This is a genomic window from Sporosarcina sp. NCCP-2222, assembly GCF_023168145.1.
Lineage (GTDB): Bacteria > Bacillota > Bacilli > Bacillales_A > Planococcaceae > Sporosarcina.
Map to the genome: position 1 here is coordinate 66,692 of NZ_BQYK01000001.1, position 23,338 is coordinate 90,029.

At 44.4% G+C, this 23,338-nt stretch carries 28 protein-coding genes; 11 read left to right on the forward strand and 17 right to left on the reverse strand.

The window, feature by feature from the left end:
• The first annotated feature begins 193 nt into the window (after nt 1–193).
• Nucleotides 194–1,417, forward strand: a complete 1,224-nt coding sequence (locus NCCP2222_RS00390) for an MFS transporter (RefSeq protein WP_248508530.1) — start codon at nt 194–196, stop codon at nt 1,415–1,417.
• A gap of 22 nt (nt 1,418–1,439) precedes the next feature.
• Here NCCP2222_RS00390 and NCCP2222_RS00395 read toward each other — a convergent pair whose 3' ends face one another.
• Nucleotides 1,440–1,958, reverse strand: a complete 519-nt coding sequence (locus NCCP2222_RS00395) for a DUF2512 family protein (protein ID WP_248508532.1) — start codon at nt 1,956–1,958, stop codon at nt 1,440–1,442.
• Nucleotides 1,959–2,227: 269 nt separating this feature from the next.
• Between NCCP2222_RS00395 and NCCP2222_RS00400 the strand changes: the two genes are divergently transcribed.
• Nucleotides 2,228–3,895 (forward strand): FAD-binding protein, encoded by a 1,668-nt coding sequence (locus NCCP2222_RS00400; RefSeq protein ID WP_248508534.1) that lies wholly within the window; start codon nt 2,228–2,230, stop codon nt 3,893–3,895.
• Between the two features lie 24 nt (nt 3,896–3,919).
• The gene (locus NCCP2222_RS00405; RefSeq protein ID WP_248508536.1) at nt 3,920–4,375 is read left to right on the forward strand and encodes an SRPBCC family protein; all 456 of its coding nucleotides are present in this window, start codon (nt 3,920–3,922) and stop codon (nt 4,373–4,375) included.
• 87 nt (nt 4,376–4,462) lie between these two features.
• Here the strand turns inward: NCCP2222_RS00405 and NCCP2222_RS00410 are convergent, their stop codons facing one another.
• Together NCCP2222_RS00410 and NCCP2222_RS00415 are read right to left on the reverse strand one after the other, a co-directional pair.
• Nucleotides 4,463–4,975, reverse strand: a complete 513-nt coding sequence (locus NCCP2222_RS00410) for a GNAT family N-acetyltransferase (protein WP_248508538.1) — start codon at nt 4,973–4,975, stop codon at nt 4,463–4,465.
• 20 nt (nt 4,976–4,995) lie between these two features.
• Nucleotides 4,996–5,595: a TetR/AcrR family transcriptional regulator gene (locus NCCP2222_RS00415; protein WP_248508540.1), complete on the reverse strand. Its 600-nt coding sequence runs from the start codon at nt 5,593–5,595 to the stop codon at nt 4,996–4,998.
• Between the two features lie 208 nt (nt 5,596–5,803).
• Here NCCP2222_RS00415 and NCCP2222_RS00420 point away from each other — a divergent pair, with 208 nt between their 5' ends.
• Nucleotides 5,804–6,226: a YugN family protein gene (locus NCCP2222_RS00420; RefSeq protein WP_248508542.1), complete on the forward strand. Its 423-nt coding sequence runs from the start codon at nt 5,804–5,806 to the stop codon at nt 6,224–6,226.
• 90 nt (nt 6,227–6,316) lie between these two features.
• On the opposite strand, the gene NCCP2222_RS00425 is transcribed toward NCCP2222_RS00420, so the two are convergent.
• Entirely contained in the window at nt 6,317–6,733 is a 417-nt protein-coding gene (locus NCCP2222_RS00425; RefSeq protein WP_248508544.1) for a hypothetical protein, read from the reverse strand.
• A 76-nt stretch (nt 6,734–6,809) separates the two neighbouring features.
• On the opposite strand from NCCP2222_RS00425, the gene NCCP2222_RS00430 reads away from it, so the two are divergent.
• The 4 genes from NCCP2222_RS00430 to NCCP2222_RS00445 all read left to right on the forward strand — a co-directional run bounded on the left by NCCP2222_RS00430 (nt 6,810) and on the right by NCCP2222_RS00445 (nt 10,427).
• Nucleotides 6,810–7,274, forward strand: coding sequence for a hypothetical protein (locus NCCP2222_RS00430; protein ID WP_248508546.1), 465 nt, complete (start codon nt 6,810–6,812; stop codon nt 7,272–7,274).
• A gap of 186 nt (nt 7,275–7,460) precedes the next feature.
• Complete coding sequence (locus NCCP2222_RS00435) at nt 7,461–7,667, forward strand: cysteine-rich CWC family protein (RefSeq protein WP_282570619.1); 207 nt, start codon at nt 7,461–7,463, stop codon at nt 7,665–7,667.
• A gap of 18 nt (nt 7,668–7,685) precedes the next feature.
• Entirely contained in the window at nt 7,686–9,395 is a 1,710-nt protein-coding gene (locus NCCP2222_RS00440) for an ABC transporter ATP-binding protein (protein ID WP_248508548.1), read from the forward strand.
• Nucleotides 9,396–9,569: 174 nt separating this feature from the next.
• Entirely contained in the window at nt 9,570–10,427 is an 858-nt protein-coding gene (locus NCCP2222_RS00445; protein WP_248508549.1) for a hypothetical protein, read from the forward strand.
• A 39-nt stretch (nt 10,428–10,466) separates the two neighbouring features.
• Here NCCP2222_RS00445 and NCCP2222_RS00450 read toward each other — a convergent pair whose 3' ends face one another.
• Together NCCP2222_RS00450 and dapF are read right to left on the reverse strand one after the other, a co-directional pair.
• Complete coding sequence (locus NCCP2222_RS00450; RefSeq protein WP_248509739.1) at nt 10,467–11,666, reverse strand: dicarboxylate/amino acid:cation symporter; 1,200 nt, start codon at nt 11,664–11,666, stop codon at nt 10,467–10,469.
• A gap of 69 nt (nt 11,667–11,735) precedes the next feature.
• Entirely contained in the window at nt 11,736–12,596 is an 861-nt protein-coding gene (dapF, locus tag NCCP2222_RS00455) for a diaminopimelate epimerase (RefSeq protein WP_248509748.1), read from the reverse strand.
• Between the two features lie 138 nt (nt 12,597–12,734).
• Here dapF and NCCP2222_RS00460 point away from each other — a divergent pair, with 138 nt between their 5' ends.
• Nucleotides 12,735–12,899, forward strand: coding sequence for a hypothetical protein (locus tag NCCP2222_RS00460; RefSeq protein ID WP_248508551.1), 165 nt, complete (start codon nt 12,735–12,737; stop codon nt 12,897–12,899).
• 65 nt (nt 12,900–12,964) lie between these two features.
• Here the strand turns inward: NCCP2222_RS00460 and NCCP2222_RS00465 are convergent, their stop codons facing one another.
• The 5 genes from NCCP2222_RS00465 to NCCP2222_RS00485 form a co-directional block, all read right to left on the reverse strand.
• Nucleotides 12,965–13,615: a hypothetical protein gene (locus NCCP2222_RS00465; RefSeq protein WP_248508553.1), complete on the reverse strand. Its 651-nt coding sequence runs from the start codon at nt 13,613–13,615 to the stop codon at nt 12,965–12,967.
• Nucleotides 13,616–13,816: 201 nt separating this feature from the next.
• The gene (locus NCCP2222_RS00470; RefSeq protein WP_248508561.1) at nt 13,817–14,326 is read right to left on the reverse strand and encodes a QueT transporter family protein; all 510 of its coding nucleotides are present in this window, start codon (nt 14,324–14,326) and stop codon (nt 13,817–13,819) included.
• A gap of 152 nt (nt 14,327–14,478) precedes the next feature.
• A complete protein-coding gene (locus NCCP2222_RS00475; protein WP_248508563.1) occupies nt 14,479–15,234 on the reverse strand; it encodes a 3-oxoacyl-ACP reductase in 756 nt (251 codons plus the stop codon).
• A 53-nt stretch (nt 15,235–15,287) separates the two neighbouring features.
• Nucleotides 15,288–15,434 (reverse strand): hypothetical protein, encoded by a 147-nt coding sequence (locus NCCP2222_RS00480; protein ID WP_248508565.1) that lies wholly within the window; start codon nt 15,432–15,434, stop codon nt 15,288–15,290.
• A 104-nt stretch (nt 15,435–15,538) separates the two neighbouring features.
• Complete coding sequence (locus NCCP2222_RS00485; protein ID WP_248508567.1) at nt 15,539–15,757, reverse strand: DUF2829 domain-containing protein; 219 nt, start codon at nt 15,755–15,757, stop codon at nt 15,539–15,541.
• A gap of 198 nt (nt 15,758–15,955) precedes the next feature.
• Here NCCP2222_RS00485 and NCCP2222_RS00490 point away from each other — a divergent pair, with 198 nt between their 5' ends.
• Complete coding sequence (locus tag NCCP2222_RS00490) at nt 15,956–16,867, forward strand: catalase (RefSeq protein ID WP_248508569.1); 912 nt, start codon at nt 15,956–15,958, stop codon at nt 16,865–16,867.
• Nucleotides 16,868–16,877: 10 nt separating this feature from the next.
• Here NCCP2222_RS00490 and NCCP2222_RS00495 read toward each other — a convergent pair whose 3' ends face one another.
• From NCCP2222_RS00495 to NCCP2222_RS00520, 6 genes are all read right to left on the reverse strand, one after another.
• The gene (locus NCCP2222_RS00495) at nt 16,878–17,228 is read right to left on the reverse strand and encodes a hypothetical protein (protein ID WP_248508571.1); all 351 of its coding nucleotides are present in this window, start codon (nt 17,226–17,228) and stop codon (nt 16,878–16,880) included.
• 134 nt (nt 17,229–17,362) lie between these two features.
• On the reverse strand, nt 17,363–18,052 hold the full coding sequence (locus tag NCCP2222_RS00500; protein WP_248508573.1) for a YoaK family protein: 690 nt from the start codon (nt 18,050–18,052) through the stop codon (nt 17,363–17,365).
• 118 nt (nt 18,053–18,170) lie between these two features.
• Nucleotides 18,171–19,082: a pseudouridine-5'-phosphate glycosidase gene (locus NCCP2222_RS00505; protein ID WP_248508575.1), complete on the reverse strand. Its 912-nt coding sequence runs from the start codon at nt 19,080–19,082 to the stop codon at nt 18,171–18,173.
• Nucleotides 19,079–20,179: a carbohydrate kinase gene (locus NCCP2222_RS00510; protein WP_248508577.1), complete on the reverse strand. Its 1,101-nt coding sequence runs from the start codon at nt 20,177–20,179 to the stop codon at nt 19,079–19,081. The genes NCCP2222_RS00505 and NCCP2222_RS00510 overlap by 4 nt, the downstream gene beginning before the upstream one ends.
• A 160-nt stretch (nt 20,180–20,339) precedes the next feature.
• Nucleotides 20,340–21,098 carry an SDR family NAD(P)-dependent oxidoreductase gene (locus NCCP2222_RS00515; RefSeq protein ID WP_248508579.1) on the reverse strand — a complete coding sequence of 253 codons (759 nt, stop codon included), beginning with the start codon at nt 21,096–21,098 and terminating at the stop codon, nt 20,340–20,342.
• Nucleotides 21,085–22,026: an MBL fold metallo-hydrolase gene (locus tag NCCP2222_RS00520; RefSeq protein ID WP_248508581.1), complete on the reverse strand. Its 942-nt coding sequence runs from the start codon at nt 22,024–22,026 to the stop codon at nt 21,085–21,087. Before NCCP2222_RS00520 ends, NCCP2222_RS00515 begins: the two co-directional genes overlap by 14 nt.
• A 166-nt stretch (nt 22,027–22,192) precedes the next feature.
• On the opposite strand from NCCP2222_RS00520, the gene NCCP2222_RS00525 reads away from it, so the two are divergent.
• The gene (locus NCCP2222_RS00525) at nt 22,193–23,332 is read left to right on the forward strand and encodes an SPFH domain-containing protein (RefSeq protein ID WP_248508583.1); all 1,140 of its coding nucleotides are present in this window, start codon (nt 22,193–22,195) and stop codon (nt 23,330–23,332) included.
• Nucleotides 23,333–23,338: the final 6 nt, after the last annotated feature.

Sequence of the window (23,338 nt, forward strand, 5' to 3'; positions counted from 1 at the left end):
TCTCCTATATTAGCAAATTATCATACTTCCAACATTATACACAAAAAACTCTACATTTGATTAAAAATTTTCAGATACTGCTTTTCAGTGATCAACCAAAAATATTTCGATTCAAGAAACTCTTGTTTTCCGGAAAATCAGCGTTATAATTCTATTGAGTTAATTGACTAAATTACCAATATGGAGATGCAGCATGCGGACGTATAATGAAAAAATAAGTATTTATCATGGAATGGCGTCAACGATTGCGTTGAACTTTTCCAACAATTTCTTTCCAATTTTCGCCATTACCATTTTAGGGGCGACCAATTACCAGGTTGGGCTAATCAGTTCCCTTCCTCCGCTCATGGCACTGCTTATGACTATTCCAGCCGCTATCTTGCTGAATCGAGCTATTGCACAGAAAAAACTCGTTGCGATGTCGGTTTTGCTTGCACGGCTGTTGTTCATTTTGATTATTATGACGGTTTATTTCCCTAACCCTTCGCAAGCTTGGATTTTCCTTGTCATTATTGCACTTATGAGTTTGCCGAATACTGTGGCGAACATTGGTTGGCAGACGTTTATCAGCGGGTTGGTCGACGAATCAAATCGCGGCTCTTTTTTTAGTGACCGTAATCGGCTTCTAACGATTGTGGGACTGGTATCTACCCTGCTGATCGGATTGATCATGAAAGATGCATCATCGAATGCGACCGCGTACCAAGTACTCTTCGGAATCGCTTTTTGCTTCGGTTTGCTGGAAGTCTTTCTGCTTCTGAAACATGAGGAACCTGTTGTAAAAAAAGAAGGATCGATGAAGAAAAACAAAACAATGGATTGGTCTATTTTCCGGCACTCAAATTATGTTTGGTTTTTGATCGCTGCTTTATTTTTCAACTTTGCCTGGCAAATGGCATGGGGAATTTTTAATATTTATCATGTCCGGGTTGTCGGAGCGACCATTTTTTGGATCAGTATGTTCTCGGTCGGCAGCATGCTTGCTCAGTTTCTTTCCTTTCCTCTTTGGAAAAAATGGGCGGAGAGGCAGTCGAATACGTTGGTCTTTGTGTACGCTGCCATTGGGATGGCAACCACGCCATTTTTGACAGTGCTGTCTACAAATTTGTACTACATTACTCTTATCCAGACATCATCCGGCTTTTTCCTCGCTGGTGTTGTGTTGCTATTGTTCAATCTCCTGTTAGAACAATCGCCTGAACAGGTGAGAACCTATTGCATTACAACTTATAATGTATTGCTTTCACTTGTTGCGTTTATTGCACCGCAAATCGGTATTTGGCTTTTGGAACATCTGGGTGTCGATATGGCCATGTATATTAACTCTGCACTTCGATTCCTCAGTGCAGCATTATTCTTTGTCGTATCGAAGCGCTACGCCAAACAGAAAACGTCCGTATTGCCGAAAATCCACTAACCAAAAAAGAGAACCCGCAATTTTACGGGTTCTCTTTTTCATTTTCTTTTTTCATTTTTTCTCGTTTTTCATGAGCTCGGCGCATTTCGTCCATATCAAACTCCTCACCGAATTCTGCCCGCAAATTTCTGTCATAATCAAAGTACGGATGATTATCAGCCCATGGTTCTGAGTTCGTCTCTTGATCAAATACACTGGTTGCCATATAGCGGTGGAAAGCAAGCTCGCCTAATGCGAGTACTGCACTGCTTATGAGGGATATGAGCAAATGCCCGTCTGTAGCTGGAAACAGAAAGAAGCCCATCACCCAAATAATAACTGCACTAAGTATAAAATCTCCTGCTGCAGCCAGCGGGTTTCCGAGAAAAGGCATGACAAAAATATCTGCTGCATAACCTATTCCTGTTACAACGATGCTGATCAAAAGAGTACTCACAATAGGGACGTTATAAATGCCAGTCAAGATGATCCAAAGAATAGCAAGAGTCATGAGCCATTTGACAAAAAAACCTTTTACATAACTGCCTTCTCCTGAATACATAATACAATCTCCTCCCTATTAGATAGGCTGTCCATTCTCCCACTTTTTATCCATTGTTTATGCCATTTAAAAACAGAAACAATAAAAATCGACTTATATGAAAAAATAAAATTTAATCTCAAAATAAGTCTATATACTTAAATAAAACTAGGTAAATTTAATCAAATTCTTATTGATTTTACTGAATATGTTGCAGTACACTGTACCTAATGATAGCGTCACTATCATTTATAAAAAAACTAGAATAGTAAAGAATTGGGGGATTAATTATGCCTGCAAATAGACCGGCAACATGGGATCATGAAGTTGATGTCGTCGTACTCGGTACTGGAGGTGCTGCATTTGTCTCTGCTGTTTTGGCAGCAGATCAAGGTGCGGAAGTGTTAATGTTGGAAAAAACTCATCAAGTTGGCGGGACGACTGCATTTTCAGGTGGTGTACCTTGGATTCCGATGAACCGTTACATGAAAGAAGCAGGAATTGAGGATGACCGTGAATCCGCTATTACATTCATTAAAAGACTCACGCAAGGTAAGGAGCCGGATCCAAAGTTTATCGATCTTTTCGTCGACAATGGCCACGTCATGATCGACTATTTACATGAAAACACACCCGTTCGTTTTGCGACGCCAAAGGGCTATTCCGAATACTACGGACACCTTCCGGAAGCGTTGAAAAACGGTACGCGATCATTAGATCCGGAACCATTCGACTTGAACCAAGTTGGCGAATGGGGGCCGCTCGTACGCCAAAACCCTGTATTTCCTCCACTCACACTAGCAGAAGGCGGCGCAGTAGGCGGTATTGATTTTATGAAAATTGCGGAGCGGATGGAAAACAATATTGTCACAATGGGCCGTTCACTGATTGGTGCATTATTAAAGGGTGCCCTTGAACGCGGCATTGATATCCAACTGAACACACCAGGTAAAGAGCTTGTCCTTGATGACGAAGGCAAGGTCATTGGAGTCGTTGCTGAAAAAGATGGAGAAAAAATCTTCATCGGAGCACGAAAAGGCGTCGTACTTGCTTCTGGTGGCTTTGAATGGAATCAGGAATTGATTAAAACATTCCTAAAAGGCCATGTCACCCACCCAATGTCCCCTCCAGGAAACGAAGGCGACGGACTAATCATGGCAATGGAAGCGGGTGCCGCACTCGGCAACATGACGGAAGCTTGGTATTATCCGACAATGCAAGATCCGACGTTCGAGTATGAAGACCATGTTATGAATCAGACAGGCGGCGGGCGTTTTGGCCCGAATAGCATTATCGTGAACAAGCACGGAAAACGTTTTGCACACGAGGGCACTACATACAATGATCTACCTCGTTCGTTCTTCGAGTACGATCCTGTCGCACTTGAATATCCGAACGAAGCGCCAAACTGGATGATCTTTGATCAACAATTGAAGGATTCCCAGATGATTATCACGATGATGCCTGGCGAAGAGGCTCCTGAATGGGTCGATCGTGCAGATTCCTTACGTGAGCTGGCGGAGAAAATCGGTGTTAACCCAGACGGTTTGGAAGCTTCAGTTGCCCGATGGAATGAGCATGTGGAAAACGGTGTAGATCCAGACTTCCATCGTGGGACAACCCACTTCGAGAACATTCTTGGAGGCGGTGGAAACGCGGAAGCGAACCTAGGAAAGATTGAAAAAGGTCCTTTCTATGCGATACCTGTCCATCTCGGAGCACTTGGAACTAATGGCGGACCGCGCATCAATGAAAAAGGCGAAGTTATCAGCCTTCGCGGTAATGTGATTGATGGGCTGTACGCAGCGGGCAATGCCGCAATGGGTATTTTAGGTCCAGTCTACACAAGTGCTGGCGGAACTATCGGACCAGCCATGACAATGGGCTATATCGTCGGCAAAGAAGTTGGCGCCAAGGAAGCACGTGAAATCAAAGAAGCGGAAGCATTAGCATTATAATTACAATAGAAAGAGTGAATGAACATGCCAAACGGAACACATACAGTAGAATTGCAAGTACCTATCGAAAACATCTGGAACTTTGTAAGCGACATGAACAACTGGGCGCCTCTTGTTCCTGGATATATTGAGCACGAAATTTTAAGCGAAAAGCAATCTACATGGAAATTCAAAGGAGATTTGGGCTTTATGAAGAAAACCGTCAAGCTCCAAATTGACATTCTAGAGTGGATCGAACCATCAAAAGTCACATTTGACTTGAAAGGCCTTTCCGATAATTTCACGGGTGGCGGCTATTTCGAAGCGGAAAAAATCACAGATGCAGCGACACGCATGACTGGTCATTTGGATATTACGGCAGGTGGCATGATGGGTGCGATGATTAATACAATACTTAAGAATTTCGTGCCTGAAACCGCTCAACAGTTGACTGAAGCGATTGCTGGCAAAATTAATGAAATTGAAGGCGTCACTGTCTAACATTTCGAGTAGGATAACAAGTTTTGACTAGAGACTTAATTTCGAGTCAAAAAAGAGGGAAACCGATGCACACCGGTTTCCCTCTTTTTAATCGATTATATCCAACGAAAATTGCAATAGACGGCTAACCTCGCCTTTATACTCATCCATACCATTTCGGCTTACTTCCTGGAAATTTAACTTCTCCAGCATCCGGCGGGCACGTTGATTGGATTCATGTGTTTCTGCATGAAATGAACGGACTCCCCGTTCTTTCACGGCATACTCCATCATTAACTGGGATGCCAAAACGCCGATCCCCTTTCCCCATATCATTCGATTACCGATAGCAATGCCCAATTCAGCGCTTTCCTCTTTGCCTATTACTAAATCAGCATAACCGATTAATTGATCTTCGTATTCCAATCCCAGTCGAATAAAGTCTTCAGAAATTCCTTCTACGCATCGTGTCCACCAGCTGAGCATCTCCTCAGGTTGCCGATTAATTTCCCAACCATTCGCCAAACAGAAGAGCTCATCACGGCTCCACTCTGTAACAGTTTCAAAATCCTCCATTGCCAATCGCCTTAAGGAAACTGCAGGACCTGTATGTATCTTCATTTTCCCATTCTCCCGTCCTTTCAATTCACTGGCTTCAAATAGTCGAGAAAGATATCCCGAATCCGCAAGGCCTGTTCAATCGGTAAAATGACCATATCCCCCATCTGGACACTTTCAAAGAAAGATAGCTTTCGTGTAAACAAGCCAAATATATTCGAGATGGCCCCAAGTGTTTCCGCATTTGCCACATCGGAACGAATGGAGCCGTCATGCTTGCCCTCCTCAATGATTTTTAAAATTACGTTGGTAATATTTGCGTACGCCTGGTGGTAGTCTGCGATATCCTCCAACGGTTCCTGCGCAAATGCCGCGTACGTCTCGAACGCCTCGAGCAACTTCATATCATTCCACAGCACGGAGTCACTCACTTTAATGAAATGATTTAACAGCATTTCAAATTTCTCATAGCAGGTGCCTTCACTTTCGTAAATCCGATCAAAGGATGATAGCCTCTCTTGCAACAGCTTAACAATAACCGAGATAATTAGTTTGTTTTTCTTCGGAAAATAACGGAAGACTGTGGCGACACCAAGTCCTGCTTCCTCTGCTACGTCCTGCATGGTGGCCCATTCAAACCCTTTTTCTACAAACACTTTATAAGCAGCTTGTAAAATTTGCACTGTTCGTTTCTCTTTGAAAGTCATCTTACTCATTCCTTTTGACCTATATATACTTATCCTCCTATCATATCGCAACCACACCGTCTTGAACATCTACAACATCCGTCTTTTTCTTTGCATAAGTGAGACCCCTCAGCCAAGTTAGCAGTTTATAAACCTATCGATTGGGTAAAGACGGAAGAATCAGCAAACGAAGGGATTGATCTTCATGTTATTTTTAACAGAAACAGAACTGGAAGGTAAACAGGCGTATTACGGGGAAATATGCGAACATTTTGGAGACCAGGGATTGATATTGGGAAATTGGGATTATGACCAAGGCTTATTTGATAAAATATTGTACAAACAGGGCGGTGTGACCATTTACTTACGTTGCCCATTCGATGTCATTCAAGGGGAACTCGATCAACAAGATGCCCTTCTGCTATTTAAAAAACCATTTATTATTAAGCATATCCTTAATATTGGGCTCGACGAAGAAGAAAGCCCGGTTCTAACTGTGACTGGTTTGGAACAATTCCAGAAACCTGTCGACAAGGATGCCCCGATCGAGAAGAAATCCAGCTGGGCAGAAGATGGCGAGCAAGTGATTAGCAAAACACTTTCCGGCATGACTTTTGTGCCTATTTAAGAATCAAGTTACTATCCCTGCTGTCAAATTATATTAAAAAAGCATTCCATCTTTCCATGGAAAGACGGAATGCTTTTACTTTATGTCTCTTCACCGAAAGATTCTTTTTAAGAAAAATAAAATAAAGAAATGAAGAAGTCCTCCAACGATGCCATAAACAGCTGCTAGCAGGTACGTGAATGCCTCACTTGCTCCGAATACCCAAATTCCTGCAATACATCCTATAACTCCACCGCTACAAGCATAGCATATACCTTTCTTCCAAACTGACAGCGATTTACCTATATTAGAAAAGTCGATAAACAAGGAAATAGGAAAGACTCCAACCAAAAAGATAGGAAAGGTAAAAATAGCAGCCAAGATGAACATTGATAAAAAGGTCCAGGAACTTTCCAATATTAGTTGAGAATAAAAAGAGAAGCACACGGCGAATAATACGGGTGATAAAAAGGAAGCAAACAGGTATATGGCAAAACGGTCGAATGTTTCCTTATATGCATTTTCCATAAACTCTACCCCCTGTTGTATGTTTACTATTTTCTCCTTCGGGAATTTAATACAAAAAATGACGAGGTGACTCATATTGAAGGTAATCAGCAGGCTGGTAATCATCGGGATTCTGGCAGGCGTCCTACTTGCCGGTCTCTTGCAACTAGTGTATGTCGCCACGGGCAATAAAGCGTACACCCTCCTATATAATGTCGATTATATACCAATTCTAAGTAAATGGGAATCATATCCAATCATTGGAATTTCTTTTCATTTTGTCTTCTGTATCGCCAGTGTTGTCGGTCTTTATTTCATCCTGAGTTTGGTTCAATTGGAAAAGCGCATACTCCCCTACTTTCTTACCTATACGGCGGGCAGCGGCATCCTATATTTCTTGACAGCCTTGTCCGATAAACCGCCTGCGGCCAATGATGCGGAAGCCTGGCTTTATTGGACGCTCAGTCATGCGGCGTACAGCATACTTGTGGCTGAACTCGTCATTCATTGGCTCCATCGCCATAAATCACTTTCAGGTAAGACGCTCCATACGGAAACGTGAATTGTATTAAACATTTTCTGCTGCTACGGTGGCAGATTTTTTTATTTCGGTTTCCTCACTAATCATCTGCAATAAATGGTAGACTAGTACAAGGATTAGGGAATGAATCTTCTGAATGTACATCCTGACACTACCCTTCTCTACATTTGAGAAGTTTCAACACACATTGAAAAGGAGGAAGAATAGATGGCGGAACTCTGCCCGATCTGTCATGGCCCGAATCACTGTTGCAATAATCAGGATAAATCCATGGGATCGTGTTGGTGTACTGAAAAAACCTTTCCGGAAGGTGTTTTTTTGCTCGTGCCGGAAGAAGAAATTCGAAAGACTTGCATCTGCCAAACGTGTCTAGATAACTATATTCGCGACGAAGAGATGGAGTCGCATCGTTAACTAAGAAAGGAATCAACCATGCTCAAACAATTTTTCTCTTATTACAAACCACATCGGCGTTTATTCATCATCGACTTTTCAAGTGCTGTTTTCGTTGCATTGCTTGAATTGGCTTTCCCACTTGCAGTTCAGTGGTTCATCGATTCCCTGTTGCCCTCAGGCGATTGGGGACGGATTACGACAGTCAGCATTCTATTGCTGCTTGTTTATTGCCTCAGCACTTTTCTGCAGTATATCGTCAGCTATCTTGGCCATAAACTCGGCATCAATATTGAGACGGATATGCGGAGAGAATTGTTCGATCACGTTCAAAAACAATCGTTTCGTTTTTTTGATAATACAAAAACAGGCCATATTATGACTCGGATTACGACAGACCTTTTCGATATTGGTGAATTTGCACATCACGGACCGGAAGATGCATTCATCGTTGTGATGACCATCGCCGGGGCATTCGGCATTATGTATACTATTAATCCGGAACTTGCGTTAATCACGCTGGTCATGGTGCCTTTGCTTATCGTTATCGTCACCTATTGCAATAAGAAAATGAACGCTGCCTGGCATAATATGTATGGCAAAATAGCGGAAGTAAACGGCCGTGTCGAAGATTCTGTTTCGGGCTCTCGTGTTGTAAAATCTTTCACAAATGAAGATTTCGAGATGCAGCGTTTTAACCGGGACAACGGCAATTTCCGTTTAGCAAAACTGGTCGCTTATAAAGTCATGTCATGGACTACATCTTCCATTTATATGTCGACCCGACTTATGACACTCATCGTGCTTGTTGTAGGGGCTTGGTTCTTTATTAATGAAAAACTGACCTACGGTGAACTTGTCAGCTTTATACTTTTTGTGAATATATTAACGAAACCGATTGACAAGATCAGTGCTCTTCTTGAATTGTATCCAAAAGGGATGGCAGGATTTTCTCGTTTTCAGGAGTTAATCAGCCAGGAGCCAGAAATTAAAGATGCTACAGATGCGATTGATGTCCCTCATTTGAATGGAGATGTCAAACTGACTAATGTCACCTTTGGGTATGACAATAACAAACCAGTCTTGAATAATATCAGCCTATCGATCAAAGCTGGACAAACAGTAGCGTTTGTTGGTCCGTCAGGTGCTGGTAAGACGACGATTTGTTCTCTCATTCCAAGATTTTATGATGTTAATGAGGGTCGAATTGAAATTGACGGGCTTGACATCCGTCGCATGACACAGAGATCTCTTCGCAGCCAAATCGGTATTGTTCAGCAAGATGTGTTCTTATTCACCGGAACAGTGAAGGAAAACATCGCCTATGGCCATCTTGCAGCTTCCGATGAAGAAATTTACGAAGCAGCTAAACGGGCTCATTTAGAAGAGTTCATTGCTAATCTGCCGGATGGCTATGAAACACAAATCGGCGAACGGGGCCTAAAATTATCGGGCGGGCAGAAACAGCGTCTTGCCATCGCACGGATGTTCTTGAAAAATCCTCCGATCCTCATATTGGATGAAGCAACTTCTGCGCTCGATACAGAAACCGAACGGATTATTCAGCAGTCTCTCGAGGAATTGTCCGAAAACCGTACGACGCTTGTCATTGCCCATCGTTTGACGACAATCCGGAATGCTGACCGGGTGATCGTAGTGACCCCGAACGGCATTGAAGAAGAAGGGACTTATTCAGAGCTTGTCGAACAGGGCGGGACATTTGCCCGCTTGCATGCGAATCAAGTTTAAATCGACAAAAGTACCTATGGGAATTGGCCTTTAAAGGCAGCTCATAGGTACTTTCTTTTCTGCACAATGTTTTGTGAAACCGAGTTGAAAATGGATCGTATAATTACCAAGGGCAATCGGCTACGACTGATTGGGGTTAGGTCAGATCATGTTTGTATAGAGGGAGGTGGAAGGATGAATAAGCGAGTAGGGATGTTTCTGGTTATCCTGAGTTTGCTGATATCTGTCGGAACACTTCTAGACATTTCATCAGATTTTAACGCGGCCCTCATCGGGGTCTTTCTAATCGGATTGCCTCTTTACATACTTGGGCAAATGATTCGGGTCGGAAGGGATCAATTCAGGAAGAGCGGCATTCTCTACATTTGGGGGTTCATTTACTGTCTTGTTATCGTACCGGCGCTCTTTTTATCATTGGATGGCTATGAAGAGTTGAAAAGAGAGACGTTTGCCAATCAGCATTTTATCCTGTATGAATCTTATTCGGAAGCATCAGGTGCTGATCTTACCATCGGTTTTATAATACTTATATTGTTGATATTCACCTTTCCCTTCATGGATTTACCGAAAAGAGGAAAATGGATAGCCGGCTCCCTTTCTATCTTGATCGTTATCGGTTTTATTTCTTACCAATATATCATGTGGAGTGATTATCGCGGAATCCACGCGGAACAGGGTCTTCTTTCTCACAGTTGGAAAGGAGAAACAGAAACCATATCATATGATGACATTAGAGAGATTACAGTACTTCCTACAGTTAAATATGCTTCTATAAGCGACCCGACCGACGATACTTACTTTTACTGGAAGATGACCTTCTTAACGGTGGATAATCAGGAAACGACATATACTTTCCATTTAAGTGAGGAAGACATAAATATATCTACTCGAATTCAACAAGTTGCAAATGAACATCACATTCCCTTCGTTATTTATCAAATGAATAAAAAAACAAAGGAAGAATTCACCTTTCAGTTAAATTTAAACGAGCTCAATAAGGAACCGTTTTACTCTTTTTTCGGTGAAGAATGACAAGACCGCTTCTTTTGAAAGAGGCGGTCTTGATTGTAATTATTCGATTGCGGCTTCCGACTCCATCCACTCTTTGCCCTCTACATGCCTGGATACAATCATACTTGCGACAGTATCGCCCGTCGCATTCACCATCGTAGCCGGTGGATCAACGACAACACCGATCGCAGAGATAATCGGCAATGCTTCCAGCGGCAAACCGTACATCGTAACGATGACCATTTCGCCAATGAAACCTCCACCTGGAATCCCGCTCATGACAACTCCCGACAGCAAGGAAATTCCGATAGCAGTTAAAAATGTACCGATACCTGTAAAGTCCATGTTAAACACGCCGAATACAAAAGCGATCTTCAACATAGCGGATAAACAGGAACCATCCATATGAATCGTTGCTCCTAACGGCAGGACGGTTTCACGAATGTCTTTTGGTACCCCAATTTTTTTGGCCGCCTGCAAATTGACTGGCAGCGTGGCAAAACTGCTTCCTGTCCCTAATGCAGTAGCGGCAGGCGTTAAGATGTTTTTCCAAAAGCGGGCAATTCCTTTTCGTCCGCCTGCCAAAAACGCATAGAGTGTGAATCCAATCGCAAAATAAGCAAATGAAACAGGATAATACAGGAGAAATGCTTGCGCATAATCACCGATTAATTCGGCTCCGAAAGAACCAATCAATGCTGCAAAATAGGCGGCTAAACCAATTGGCGCATAATACATAATCAGCTTGATAACACGCATGAACACTTCCGAACCGCTTGAAAGGAACTTTGCCAACGGCCGCCCCGCTTCTCCCGCCAAACTCGTTGCCACTCCAACCAGCACAGCGAAGACGATGAGTGCGAGCATGTTCCTCCGGCTGAATAATTCAACAAAATCAGGCACAGTAAATGTACTGACTAATTGTTGTGACAGTGTTAACTTTTCCACTTGTTCCGGTTCAACTAATGGAATCGAAGTTCCTGTGCCGACCGGAAATACTAAGACCGCAATCAGCATAACAATCGAGGCGATAATTCCGGTAATCACAAACACAGTTATCATGGAGCCCATGATTTTCCCCAACCGTCTCATGCTTTCCATATTGGCAACTGCTGAAGTTATTGAAAAAAATACGAGTGGAACAACAACCATAAACAATAAATTCAAAAACACCTCGCCAAACGGTTTCAGAACACTTGCCTTTTCCCCGAAAATTAAACCAATTACCGAACCGATGACAATCGAAGCCAATAATAACATTGGAAACCGATATGCCTTCCATTTCACCCTGCATCCCCCCTTGTTCTTTTAGTACAAAGCTTTTCATAACTACCTATTCCAATAGAACACTCCACTGGCTGAAAATTCAGCGGGACCCGTCATCCAAACATGTCCGTCTGAAGCCCAGCAGATACTCAAGTCTCCACCACTTAGATGAACCGTTATGTCTTGATCGCGGTCGGCAAAGCCATTTAAAACAGCTGCCACTACTGCAGCGCAAGCACCTGTTCCACAGGCTTCCGTTATTCCCGATCCTCTCTCCCACACCCGGAAATTCATTTCTTTTGAATTAATAATCTCAACAAATTCCACATTTACTCTCTCGGGAAATCGATAATCGTCTGTCACAATCGAACCGATTTCCTGTAATGGAGCACTTTCTATGTCATCAACAAAAAATACCGCATGGGGATTTCCCATGAAGAGAGCTGTCACTTCTAATGTATGAGCGCCTAACGGGAACGATTCCGATATCACGTATGCATCATCTTCTCCTGTCATCGGGATGCTTCGCCTATTCAATACTGGCGGTCCCATATCGATCTTTACAATACTTTCTTGCCCGCTCTTCGAAATTACTTCCGCCTCTGTCCGCCCCGCTTTCGTATGAATGGCACATTTTGATGCCGTAACGATCTCTTGTTTCACTGCATATGCTGCGACACAGCGCAAGCCGTTCCCGCAGCTTTGACCTTCTGATCCATCCTTATTGAATATCCGCATACCACAGTCGGCTTTATCACTTGGCAGAATCAGGATCAACCCGTCAGAACCGATGCCTGTATTGGGATTCGATATAGCTCTTGCTAAGGGAGCAAGCCAAGCCTCCTGCAATGGAAGCTGGAAGGCATCGACATAGATATAACTGTTGCCGAGTCCATGCATTTTAGTAAATGGAATTTCTATTATCTCCAATCAAATCCTCCTCATTTATCAAAACCTTTTAAATAGTATAATATATCATCTTGAAATCTACTAGATGATCCGTAGCGGATGAGTTTGCCAAACCATTTTTCTGGGTATGATTTCTATTAGGAGGTAGTGCATATGCAGAAAGAGTGCGAACAGTCTATACTCACAAGGGAACTACAGCATCTCGCCGACGAATATCATGCTGCCCCCACCACTTTGAAGCCGGTCATCCTCGACGACATGGATTTGCTGTATGACGCGCTTGCATTGCTGGAGGATGGATGGCAGTCTTCCAGATAAGTCGATTGGTTTTGTAATAAAAAAGTCCACCTGATATACAGGTGAACTACTGATAAGCTTTCTTATTAAAACTCTCCAGCTTTCCAATTTTCTTCAGTAATATATGGATCGTCTTCATTTGCTATGATGAACTCAATCATCGAAGCATTCCGCAACATAAAACGATAACCATGTGAAGCGGTAATTGCATATTCCTGTTTTTCTTGAGAATCTGCTAGCTTCAGCTCTCCCAGAATGTCGTCCATCTCTTCTTCCGTCACTTGTGTATCAACGGTACGAATCAAAGTCATGATAATTTGTGTTGCTGTTTCATCCATCTCATCCGCACCAAACATGAGAGCCCGAACATCCTTTTCCCCTTCATTGCCCAACAACTGGATTTGATAGTCTTCGTCAAATTTAATATCTACAATCTGAAAACCTCTTCTCGGCTCGGACCACTCAGAATGATCAACCCGGTACTGAATTCCTACTTTTTCAGCAGCCTTATTAAAAGCTTCCTGGAACTGTTCTGCATTCATACCGAGTTGATCTTCTTTTAATTCTGAGGCAGTTGTCTTACTCTGATCGTCCTTTTCCGCTTTGTCACTATCGCTTTGAACCGATGTAGCATTGTCTTTCCCTTTCGCAGCATCCTCTTGTTTTTCATCTCCGCAGGCGGCCAATGAAGTACCCAAAATTGCGACGAGCACCATTGTGCTTAATTTCTTTATCATATGTATTCCACTCCTTTATTATTTCTACAACTTCCCCACTATACATAAACTATTAGATAAGAATCAATATAAATAACTGCCAAGTGAGTAAAAGGAGTTGAATAGACTAGAAGATTTGCTAATTATGGATGTCTACTTCATGAGATAAGTCCTACTAATAGTAAAAAGCACATCCTCATAACAAAGGATGTACTTTCTGCTCTATTTCGTAAAATCTATTTTCTTTTGCAAGGAGTAGACAATCATTCCGCCAACAGTCATGGATAGTAACTCGCCAATCCCTACAGTTAGCCAAGTCGGCCAGAACGGCGCACCATACATGACAGTCAATTGTCCGGCTACGGTGAACATAGAAAAAGCAAAAATAAGCGCAGTCACCGCAAATTGTAAAACCATACTTTTGATTTTCTTGGTCGCTGCGCGGCTGATCAGTAAAACAAGAAACGTAGCAATACCGCCGATGGGTACATCTAGAATCCACGTCGGAGACATGAAGTTGGCCAAAGTGACGCCAAGCGTCACCGCAATAATATACCGTTTGTGGAGCAATGCTAGATAATTGAACATTTCCGAAAGGCGGAGCTGAACGGCTCCAAAGCTGATGACCGAGAGCAGAAGGGTGACAGCGACGTATAAAGCTGCGACGATCGCAGTTTTGGACACCTCACTGACAGTGGATTGAGGGGTTTCCTTGAAGGAAGTCGTATTCATCATGATTTCTCCTTTGTAAAACGGCAGTCTTGCCATTTTAGTCATAACTGCGGCCAAAGGAAGTCAGATCAGTTATCTGAACGAAGTGCCGCAGTGCAAGCCGAAAAAGCTTACTTGGGTAGTATAACAGAAATCAGGATTGATGAATACGGCTATTTCGCAATCCACCCGCCATCGATCGGCACGACAGCACCATGCATATAATCGGACGCCTTACTTGCCAAGAACAGAGTGAGATTCGCGACTTCCGATGGCTGTGCCCAGCGGCCGGCAGGCGTCTCCTCAGCCACCCACTTTGCCATTGCCCCGTCCCCTTCGAAATCTGCAGCATTCATCGGGGTTTGGATCGCACCAGGCGCAATCGCATTCGCCCGGATACCAGACCTGCAATAATCATAATCTAATTGCTTTGTATAACCGACGATCGCATGCTTGGAAGCCGTATAAGCAGCCCCGCCACCGCCTGCGACTAAACCGGCAATCGAAGCCATATTGATTACCGTTCCGGATGACCGCTTTAGCATATGAGGCAACACACAATTTGTCACCAAGTAGGTCCCTTTAACATTAGTATCCATGATGCGGTCCCACAGCTCTTCATCCGTCTCAAGTGTCTTCGAAAAACTGTCCAGCACGCCGGCTGTATTCAATAAAATATGGATGTGCTGAAAACAGGATATCGCCGATTCCACAGCTTCTTGGATGTCCCGCTTGCTCCGCACATCACCTCTCTTATATTGAAAACGTGAAGGAAATTGTTGTCGGATAATTTCCAAGCCGGCCATATCTACATCCAGCCCAAAAACATTCGCCCCATTTTCTAAAAAGGCAACTGCCTGAGCTTGTCCAATTCCAGAACCAGCACCCGTAATAAATATCGTCTTTCCGGCAAACTCCTCGAATGTCATGTTGTGTCTCCTTTTTGTGGACTTTTAATTTTTTATTTAGCGCATCAATATTATCATTGCAATTCCAGATCCGCGCGATTTGTATAAGCTTGCTGATGTGCAGCGTTTGAATACTGGCCTGGAACGCCAAAAAAGCCGAAAGGAACGCCAATATAGTAATCTGAACGCCAATTAATCCAAATGAACGACAATGTAACCAAACGAACACCTGATCCATTGAAAAAACGCAGGAGATTTACCTGCGTTTTTCCATTTATGATTTTTAGAGTTACTTATCATTCTGTGGCGCTCTGCAAATAATGGCTCAGACCACTTTCCAGTCTTCCGCCAGCAGGTCGCAGACTGTCGGGGTGAACATTGTGTAGCCTTCCCCTTCTACGTTGATGACGAAATAGGGGTTTAATTTAAGTCCGTCAAGCTCTTTTTCGCCGACTAATTTCACGTAAAGCTCAGCTCCGCCCCAGCCTTCTCGGATAACTTTATCTCCAGCTTTCAAGCGAGGTAAGATTTCTTCAAACGTCATGGTCATCATCCTTTATTTATAGTTCCACTACAGAGTATATCGGTTACAAGACGCTATGACAAATTGATTCAACATAAATGAACGGTATAAAAGAAGGGATGACGTTAGACTAAAGTAGATGCTATGTCAGGAATAAGTTGGACGGCGAATGGGTATCCGATCATTATGGAAGTATTCGTTAGAGAGGAAGTGTATTGCATGGATGAACAACTTGGAAGAGAGGTTACACCTGAGGAAGCGGTAGATTCGATTGAGAATGCAGTGGGAACTTATCCAGGACAGCGGCGTGCCCATACGAAAGGAATTGCCTTTGATGCGACTTTTCAGCCGAACGGAGCGGCTTCCAGCTTAACAACAGCCAAGCATTTACAAGACGAATCGGTAAACGCGATCGTTCGCTTCTCCCATTTTTGGCCGACTCCGAATCCACATGAATTGCTCGTGCCAATCAAAGGGATGGCGGTGCGTTTTCTGTTGCAGGAGAATGTCTTTACGAACTTGGTGATGGCCAATGTTCCTGTATTTCTTACCAAAACACCGGAAGCTTTTATCCGGCTTGTGCAAGTCATGGCTAAGGAGCCGTTATCCATAACAGAAAAGTTGGAAGTTTTGATTAAAAAGCCCGAGTTTGCAACCATTCCTAAGCTGCTCAAGAGCTTAAAGCCGCCAGCCAGTTTTGCGACAGAAACGTATCATGCCCTGCACTCCTTCTATTTGGTCTCCTCTGAAGGAACCAGGCAAGCCGTACGCTTTTTCTGGAAACCGGTGAAATCTTCCAGTGTTCGTAAATCGTATGGTTCACGAATCGATTTGGAAACTGAATTAGTGAAACGATTGGAGGACGGGTTACCGGTTCAATTTCGCCTTTTTATTCAATTAGCCCAGCCGGAAGATCCAATAGACGATCCAAGTCTTATGTGGCCGGCTGACAGGCAAACGATCGACATTGGCATGCTCTCATTGAACTCGGTGAGGGAGGACGGAGCGGAATCGCTCGTTTTTGATCCGACCGTCCTGACAGAGGGCATCGAATGTTCCGATGATCCTATTTTGCACTTCCGTTCACCAGTCTATGACCTATCTGCTGCAAGACGTTTACGCCATATGTAGGAGTGACCCTTTATCTTTTCTTTCGTTTCGCCAAAGCGAGGGACAACACAATTCCAGCAGTCACAATAGCAGCCACTGTCACCTTTTTCTTGTCAGTCGTCCCGATGAACGAAACCCGTTCTGGCAAAATTTCATAGACACCCAAAGGCTTAATGGAGAAGGCACCGCCGCCCCCTTCTCCGCCTTGGCCGTCACCACCTCCGCCAAAGGCATATTTTACTTTTGCGACTGGAATCACTTTTTTTAATCCGAGTTCAATCGGTTCGCCATATACAAGCGTAACATCCTTACTAGCCGCAAACTTTTTGAATAGCGTTTTCACTGGTGTTTCAATGTATTTAGCAGTCTTCTCCCGCGTCATGAGAAACGCCCCCTTCCTCATGAGTGTATTCGCTTTGCCGCTAGCTAATTCCTTTGTATTTGGCGAATTCTTGAAAAGTGCAAACTGTAACGTTTCATAAATCCCTCAGAAATAGTCTATACCAACATTTATAGCTAACCCCTCAATCGCTTCACTTTTGAGATCCATTTCATTTCAATCCAAATTGCAGTTAGGCAAATGATCGTAAACGCACACCATAAATTCAACCGGGTATCCAGCTTCACAGTGAGTGTGCCTGCGCCGACTCCGAGGATAAACAGCATGATGCCAGTAGACAAATTGCGGCATTCCTCTCTTGCTTTTTTATCGTTTTGGAATATGACTTTATAAAGGTTGTTCATAAGATTTTTCGTATTACCCGTCATAATGCCATTATTCACCCCTGTTGTCCTGATTGTCCGGAACAAGGTAAGGACATAGCCTGCAAGTATTCCGAGAAAGAGAACCATCCATGAGTCAGGTAGAGAGGTCTGAAAATATGCCAGCAGCAATAATAGGACTGCTTCAGTCATTAAAAATACACGGTATTGCTGTAAACCGAGATAGGAATACTTTGATGAAATCGCTTCTCCACCAAAGACACCTAATGCGAAGCCTGCTAGCACAGATAAATGGCTCGCCGACTCCTGCCATTCACCCGAGAACAATTTCGCACCTAGCATGATCATATTACCTGTCTGTGCACTTGCAAACGTACCGTTTCGCACGTCAAATGTATATGCATCAATAAACCCCATTAAAAATGTTGCGATGATAGTCAAGCTTGTTTTAATTTGCTCGTGCTGTCCAGATTCCATATTCATAATAAGAGACCCTCCCTTGCCAAATGGTTCTCTTCTTGCTCTACCCCGTCTGTTGGAATCTATTCCCTCCAACGCGTAAGACAGAAAAAAACGCCCATTTACATGGACGTTTTGAAAATCAACCTTGGTTAAATGCGACAGCAATCTTCGCACCGACAACCGCATTATTTTTAACAAGCGCAATATTAGCGACAAGACTTTTTCCTTCTGTCAATTCTTTCACCTTTGCCAAAAGGAAAGGTGTCGTATCTTTCCCTTTCACACCATTCGCCTCCGCTTCTTTTAGCGCTTTAGCGATAATGCTGTCAATGAGCTCAGGTTCAAGTTCATCCTGTGCAGGAATCGGATTGGCAATGACTGCGCCGCCTTGCAAGCCCAAATCCCACTTAACTCGTAAAGTGTCAGCAACCGTTTTTTCGTCGTCTGCCCGGAAGTTAATTGGGAAGCCGCTTTTTCTTGTATAAAATGCAGGCAGTTCATCTGTTTCGTAGCCAATGACTGGAACCCCTTTTGTCTCAAGGTATTCAAGCGTCAAGCCGATATCGAGAATCGATTTGGCTCCTGCACAGACAACGGCGACGTTCGTTTGAGCCAGTTCTTCCAAGTCAGCGGAAATATCCATAGTTGTTTCTGCTCCACGGTGAACGCCACCGATACCGCCTGTTACAAAAATGCGGATGCCCGCTAGGTCTGCACAGATCATTGTAGCGGCAACCGTTGTCGCACCTAACTGCTTCGTTGCAAGTAGATAGCCCAGGTCCCGGCGGGATGCTTTTGCTACGTTTTTACTGTTGCCGAACATTTCAAGCTCTTCATCGGAAAGTCCGATTTTGATCATGCCATCAATTAAAGCGATGGTCGCGGGAACAGCGCCATTATCCCGAACAATCTGCTCGACTTCCCGTGCTGTCTGAACATTTTGCGGATACGGCATGCCGTGTGAAATGATCGTTGATTCCAATGCGACTATCGGTTTGCCTGCTTCCATGGCTTGTTTGACTTCTTCTGAGTATGAGAGATATTGATTCATTTATATTCCTCCATTTCATTTTCTAGTTGTGATACAGTCAATTCCGGCCTGACTGTGGATGGTGATTCCAAGGTTTTTGCAGCATTTACCCGGCCTGCATGGACAGCTTTGTCGTTTGGCCAGCCTGTCACAACACCATGCAGTAATCCAGAGATGAAGGCGTCGCCTGCGCCGGTCACATCCTCCACATGCACTCCTTGGATTGCTTCGGCATGCAAGATTTGTTTGGACTGACGATCTGCTGCCATCACACCTTCGGAACCACGCGTGACGACAACATGTTCGGCGCCTCGATCCAGCAAGGCGAGGACAGCTTTTTCCCAATCTTCCTTTGTATCGATTTGGATACCTGTGTAAGATTCGGCTTCGTCTTCATTGCAAATAAACCATGTCACCCCTTCGAGCGTATCCGGCATATTCGCCATTTTAGGCGAGGAAACCGGTACGATGGCAAGAGGAATTTCATGCCGAACGGCTAGCTGCCGTATGAATTCGGCAGTTGGCTTAGAGCAGTTCAGATCCATGATGACGAGGGAAGCCTGTGCAATATGCCGTTCATTCAAACTAATATAGTCCGGTGTGAGGCTTTCATAGACATTCATCGTTGCCATCGCGATAACGAGCTCACCATGCGGATCCAGAACTGCTGAATAGGAACCGGTCGATTCTCCTGGAAGCTGTTGGACAGCAGACAAATCCATAAAAGGTTCCGAATACGTTGTGATTAATTCCCAATCTGCATCTTGCCCCGCTACCGTCATCAATTTGACAGCATGGCCCAGCCTTCCTAAATTTTCTGCTATATTTCGCGCCACACCACCGATTGCGACTGTCGCTGTCGTTGGATTGGAAGTTCCCAATTGCTCTTCATTTTTTAAATGAAATTTCCGGTCCACATTCGCTCCGCCGATGCAAACAATTTTCTGCATCTCCGGGATGACATAGGCACGTCCGGTAATAATGCCTTTTTTCATTAAACCAGAGATTAGATTGGCGACCGCTGGGCGGGATAATCTCATCTCATCTGCAATTTCCTGCTGGGACAAAAACGGATTTTTCCGGATCAACTCGAGGACGAGCTGTTCTTTTTCATTCACCTTTCCGGCCTCCTTGCTTCATTACGCAATAAACTTTTGTTTACATTTTAAACTTTTGTTATGAACAATGCAACCCTTATCTTAGCGTTTACGCAAATTCCCTTTTGGATACACCCGTTGAATGAACGACAAAAAAGAGCCCTTCATAAGGACTCCAGCTTCATTTCTTATCAAAAAAACGTTTTCCAAGTCTTTCAACCCATCCGGGAGCCAGCCCATATAGCTTGCTAGTCCAGCCCATATAACCCGGCAAATTTATTTCTCTCACTGGCTTAGTCATCACTTTTACAACTGCTGCTGCTACCGTTTCGGTCGTCAATAAATGAGCCCCGACTGAATGTCGATACGTTCCGGTAGCATCCGCATGATCAAGAAATGGCGTATCAATTGGCCCCGGATGGATGGCGGAAACTTGTATGCCGTGAGGCGCAACCTCCATCCGAAGAGCATTTATGTACCCAATAAGGGCGTGTTTCGATGCCGCATACACCGAGGCTTTCGGCGTTGCCACCTTGCCCGCCTGAGAGCCGATAAAGATGATATGGCCATCTTTTCTTTCCAGCATACCGGGCATCAGACGTTTTGTCAGCTTCATCGGAGCCAGGACGTTTACATCAAGCATCACTTCAATCTGGCTGTCGGTCAGTTCGTGCGCCAGTGCAAAGGTGCCCACACCTGCAGAATGGATAACAATGTCGGGTATGCCGGCTTGTTCAATCAATTTATCGATATCACACGCATTCGCCATATCAGCAGAAATGACAGTCGCTCCTTCTTTCTTCAATTCAAGAAGAGCCTCGTTGGATCGTCCCGTAGCGATCAGATGATACTGCTCTGGCATCGCAAGGAGCCGAGTCGCTACGTTTCTTCCCACTCCGCTAGTTGCCCCTGTGAGGAGTACCGATTTACGCTTGCTCATAGAATAGAACGCCGCTTTCTTCCGTTTCCTGGATTTTCCCTTCAGACAACAGATAATCTACCTGGCCAATTGTCTCTGACAACGTCAATCCAAGTTCCTTTTCATAGACAGCCGGGAAAAGTTCCTTCGTCAATTCAAAAATAGTCTTCCTGCCACCACTCATCATGCCATGCACTTTGTGTGCCCGTTCTTTTTGCTTCGCAAGCCGGGATTGTATGAGTGGCTGAATGTCCCGCACTTCACTTCCATGGCCGCTGTAAATGATATCGATTGGCAACTCATGGATGCGCTGCAGCGAGGCATTATATTGCAAAAGCGACCTCGGACGCGGATCATTCGGGTTTGCTGGGGGCTCGATCAATGGGTTCGATGACACTTTTTCCAGCACCACATCTCCGCCGATCATCATGCGCTCCTTCTCATTCCAAAAGACGAGATGGCTTTGCGCATGGCCGAGGGCTTCCATAACCGTCCATCCAGGATGGCCGGGAAGTTCATCGCCTTCACCTAGCGTGCGGTTCAAAGTCCGGTCGCCCATTAATGCAAGCGGCCGCTTCATCTTCTCCACCCACGGTAAATACTGTTCAGGCACACCTTCTTCAAGGAGGCATTGTAAATAAAACCGATCATGATACTCCAAGAATTCTTGATCCCTCTTCAGCCAGAGATCATTATACGGGTGCCCGATCACATCCGCCCGGTCGAACGCGTCCATCCATCCTGCATGATCAGGATGGTGGTGAGTCAAAATGACTTGCTCCACGTCTCCGAAGGAGTATCCCGCATCCTTCAGTCCCCTTTTCAGCGCTTCATAGGCTTCCGGCGTTTTCGGCCCTGCGTCCACGAGTGATAATGTATCCCCTTTTATTAGAAATGCGTTCACATCTCCGACAGCAAATGGTGTTGGCAGTACAATTTTATGTATCATCTTAGAAACTCCTTTTATTCGTCAGAATGAATGGTTGTTCAGTCCATTGTACAATGTTTCCCCGATGCCGTCACTCTTCGGAATCCTTCCTAGCTTGAAACCTTTCAATCGGTCAATCGTAGTATGATATAATGAGCGCAACAGAAGGATGGAAGGGGTAAGTCTTATGGGTATTTTAAATTTTTTCAAAAGCCAATTCATCGAAGTGATCGAATGGACAGATCAGAACACCAATACGATGGTCTATCGATTTCCCGTACAGAATAACGAAATTAAGATGGGTGCCAGCCTGATCGTCCGTGAATCGCAAGTGGCGATTTTTGTCAACGAAGGAGAAATCGCTGATGTTTTTCACCCAGGGCACCACGTATTATATACACAAAACATGCCTGTGCTGACGAAATTGAAATCATGGAAAACAGGTTTCAATTCCCCTTTTAAGGCGGAAGTGTATTTTATCAATACGAAGCAGTTCATCGATCAGAAATGGGGTACATCCAATCCTATTATGATGCGCGATCGTGATTTCGGCATGATCCGCCTTCGCGGCTACGGCATTTATTCGTACCGGGTAGCAGAGCCTGTCGTATTTTTACGCGAACTGTTTGGAACAAATGGCTCGTATGAGACGCAGAGCATTGAAAGCCATTTAAAGAAAATGATTTTATCCGGCTTATCGGATCTGTTTGCAGAATCGCAAATTCCAGCTTTGGACCTTGCCATGCATTACGACGAACTGAGCGAGCGTGGACGGCAGAAAATGCAAGAGCGCTTCAGCCAGTTCGGATTTGAAATTACGTCCCTCTATATTGAGAATCTGTCCCTTCCAAAAGAAGTCGAAGAGGCGATGGATAAGCGTACGGCGATGGGCGTACTCGGCAATATGGCTCAGTATCAGCAATACCAGGCGGCAGAAGCGATCCGTGACATTGCGCAAAATGAAGGAGGCGGGCTTGCAGGCGCAGGTGCCAGCCTCGGCGCAGGGGCAGCGCTTGGCAATGTGATGGCGGGTGCCTTCTCAGCCCAACCTGCCACAGCTTCATCCACCGAGGAACAGAAAATCGCTTGTCCGCACTGTCAATCACAAATCCGGGCGACCGCAAAATTCTGCCCGGAATGCGGCCAAACGATACAATCTCCAAAGGTGCCGTGCATTAGTTGCCATGCGGAAATCAATGCGAACTCGAAATTCTGCGGGGAATGCGGCGCCAAGCAGGTGACAGAAATCAAATGCCCGGACTGTGGCGCAGCAAACTCACCTTCCGCCAAGTTTTGCGGCGAATGTGGCGAAGGCTTGAGCAATTAACATGCG

Bases quoted from the DNA above. Each gene is read 5' to 3' on its own strand.
- NCCP2222_RS00475 (WP_248508563.1), bottom strand. From the start codon at position 15,234: ATGACATTCGAGGAGTTTGCCGGAAAGACGATATTTATTACGGGTGCT.
- NCCP2222_RS00400 (WP_248508534.1), top strand. From the start codon at position 2,228: ATGCCTGCAAATAGACCGGCAACATGGGATCATGAAGTTGATGTCGTC.
- NCCP2222_RS00420 (WP_248508542.1), top strand. From the start codon at position 5,804: ATGTTATTTTTAACAGAAACAGAACTGGAAGGTAAACAGGCGTATTAC.
- NCCP2222_RS00445 (WP_248508549.1), top strand. From the start codon at position 9,570: ATGAATAAGCGAGTAGGGATGTTTCTGGTTATCCTGAGTTTGCTGATA.
- NCCP2222_RS00495 (WP_248508571.1), bottom strand. From the start codon at position 17,228: ATGACGCGGGAGAAGACTGCTAAATACATTGAAACACCAGTGAAAACG.
- NCCP2222_RS00520 (WP_248508581.1), bottom strand. From the start codon at position 22,026: ATGATACATAAAATTGTACTGCCAACACCATTTGCTGTCGGAGATGTG.
- NCCP2222_RS00450 (WP_248509739.1), bottom strand. From the start codon at position 11,666: ATGTTATTATTGGCTTCGATTGTCATCGGTTCGGTAATTGGTTTAATT.
- NCCP2222_RS00390 (WP_248508530.1), top strand. From the start codon at position 194: ATGCGGACGTATAATGAAAAAATAAGTATTTATCATGGAATGGCGTCA.
- NCCP2222_RS00425 (WP_248508544.1), bottom strand. From the start codon at position 6,733: ATGGAAAATGCATATAAGGAAACATTCGACCGTTTTGCCATATACCTG.
- NCCP2222_RS00470 (WP_248508561.1), bottom strand. From the start codon at position 14,326: ATGAATACGACTTCCTTCAAGGAAACCCCTCAATCCACTGTCAGTGAG.
- NCCP2222_RS00465 (WP_248508553.1), bottom strand. From the start codon at position 13,615: ATGATAAAGAAATTAAGCACAATGGTGCTCGTCGCAATTTTGGGTACT.
- NCCP2222_RS00460 (WP_248508551.1), top strand. From the start codon at position 12,735: ATGCAGAAAGAGTGCGAACAGTCTATACTCACAAGGGAACTACAGCAT.
- NCCP2222_RS00395 (WP_248508532.1), bottom strand. From the start codon at position 1,958: ATGTATTCAGGAGAAGGCAGTTATGTAAAAGGTTTTTTTGTCAAATGG.
- NCCP2222_RS00410 (WP_248508538.1), bottom strand. From the start codon at position 4,975: ATGAAGATACATACAGGTCCTGCAGTTTCCTTAAGGCGATTGGCAATG.
- NCCP2222_RS00435 (WP_282570619.1), top strand. From the start codon at position 7,461: ATGGCGGAACTCTGCCCGATCTGTCATGGCCCGAATCACTGTTGCAAT.
- NCCP2222_RS00525 (WP_248508583.1), top strand. From the start codon at position 22,193: ATGGGTATTTTAAATTTTTTCAAAAGCCAATTCATCGAAGTGATCGAA.
- NCCP2222_RS00505 (WP_248508575.1), bottom strand. From the start codon at position 19,082: ATGAATCAATATCTCTCATACTCAGAAGAAGTCAAACAAGCCATGGAA.
- NCCP2222_RS00440 (WP_248508548.1), top strand. From the start codon at position 7,686: ATGCTCAAACAATTTTTCTCTTATTACAAACCACATCGGCGTTTATTC.
- NCCP2222_RS00490 (WP_248508569.1), top strand. From the start codon at position 15,956: ATGGATGAACAACTTGGAAGAGAGGTTACACCTGAGGAAGCGGTAGAT.
- NCCP2222_RS00500 (WP_248508573.1), bottom strand. From the start codon at position 18,052: ATGAATATGGAATCTGGACAGCACGAGCAAATTAAAACAAGCTTGACT.
- NCCP2222_RS00405 (WP_248508536.1), top strand. From the start codon at position 3,920: ATGCCAAACGGAACACATACAGTAGAATTGCAAGTACCTATCGAAAAC.
- NCCP2222_RS00515 (WP_248508579.1), bottom strand. From the start codon at position 21,098: ATGAGCAAGCGTAAATCGGTACTCCTCACAGGGGCAACTAGCGGAGTG.
- NCCP2222_RS00485 (WP_248508567.1), bottom strand. From the start codon at position 15,757: ATGACGTTTGAAGAAATCTTACCTCGCTTGAAAGCTGGAGATAAAGTT.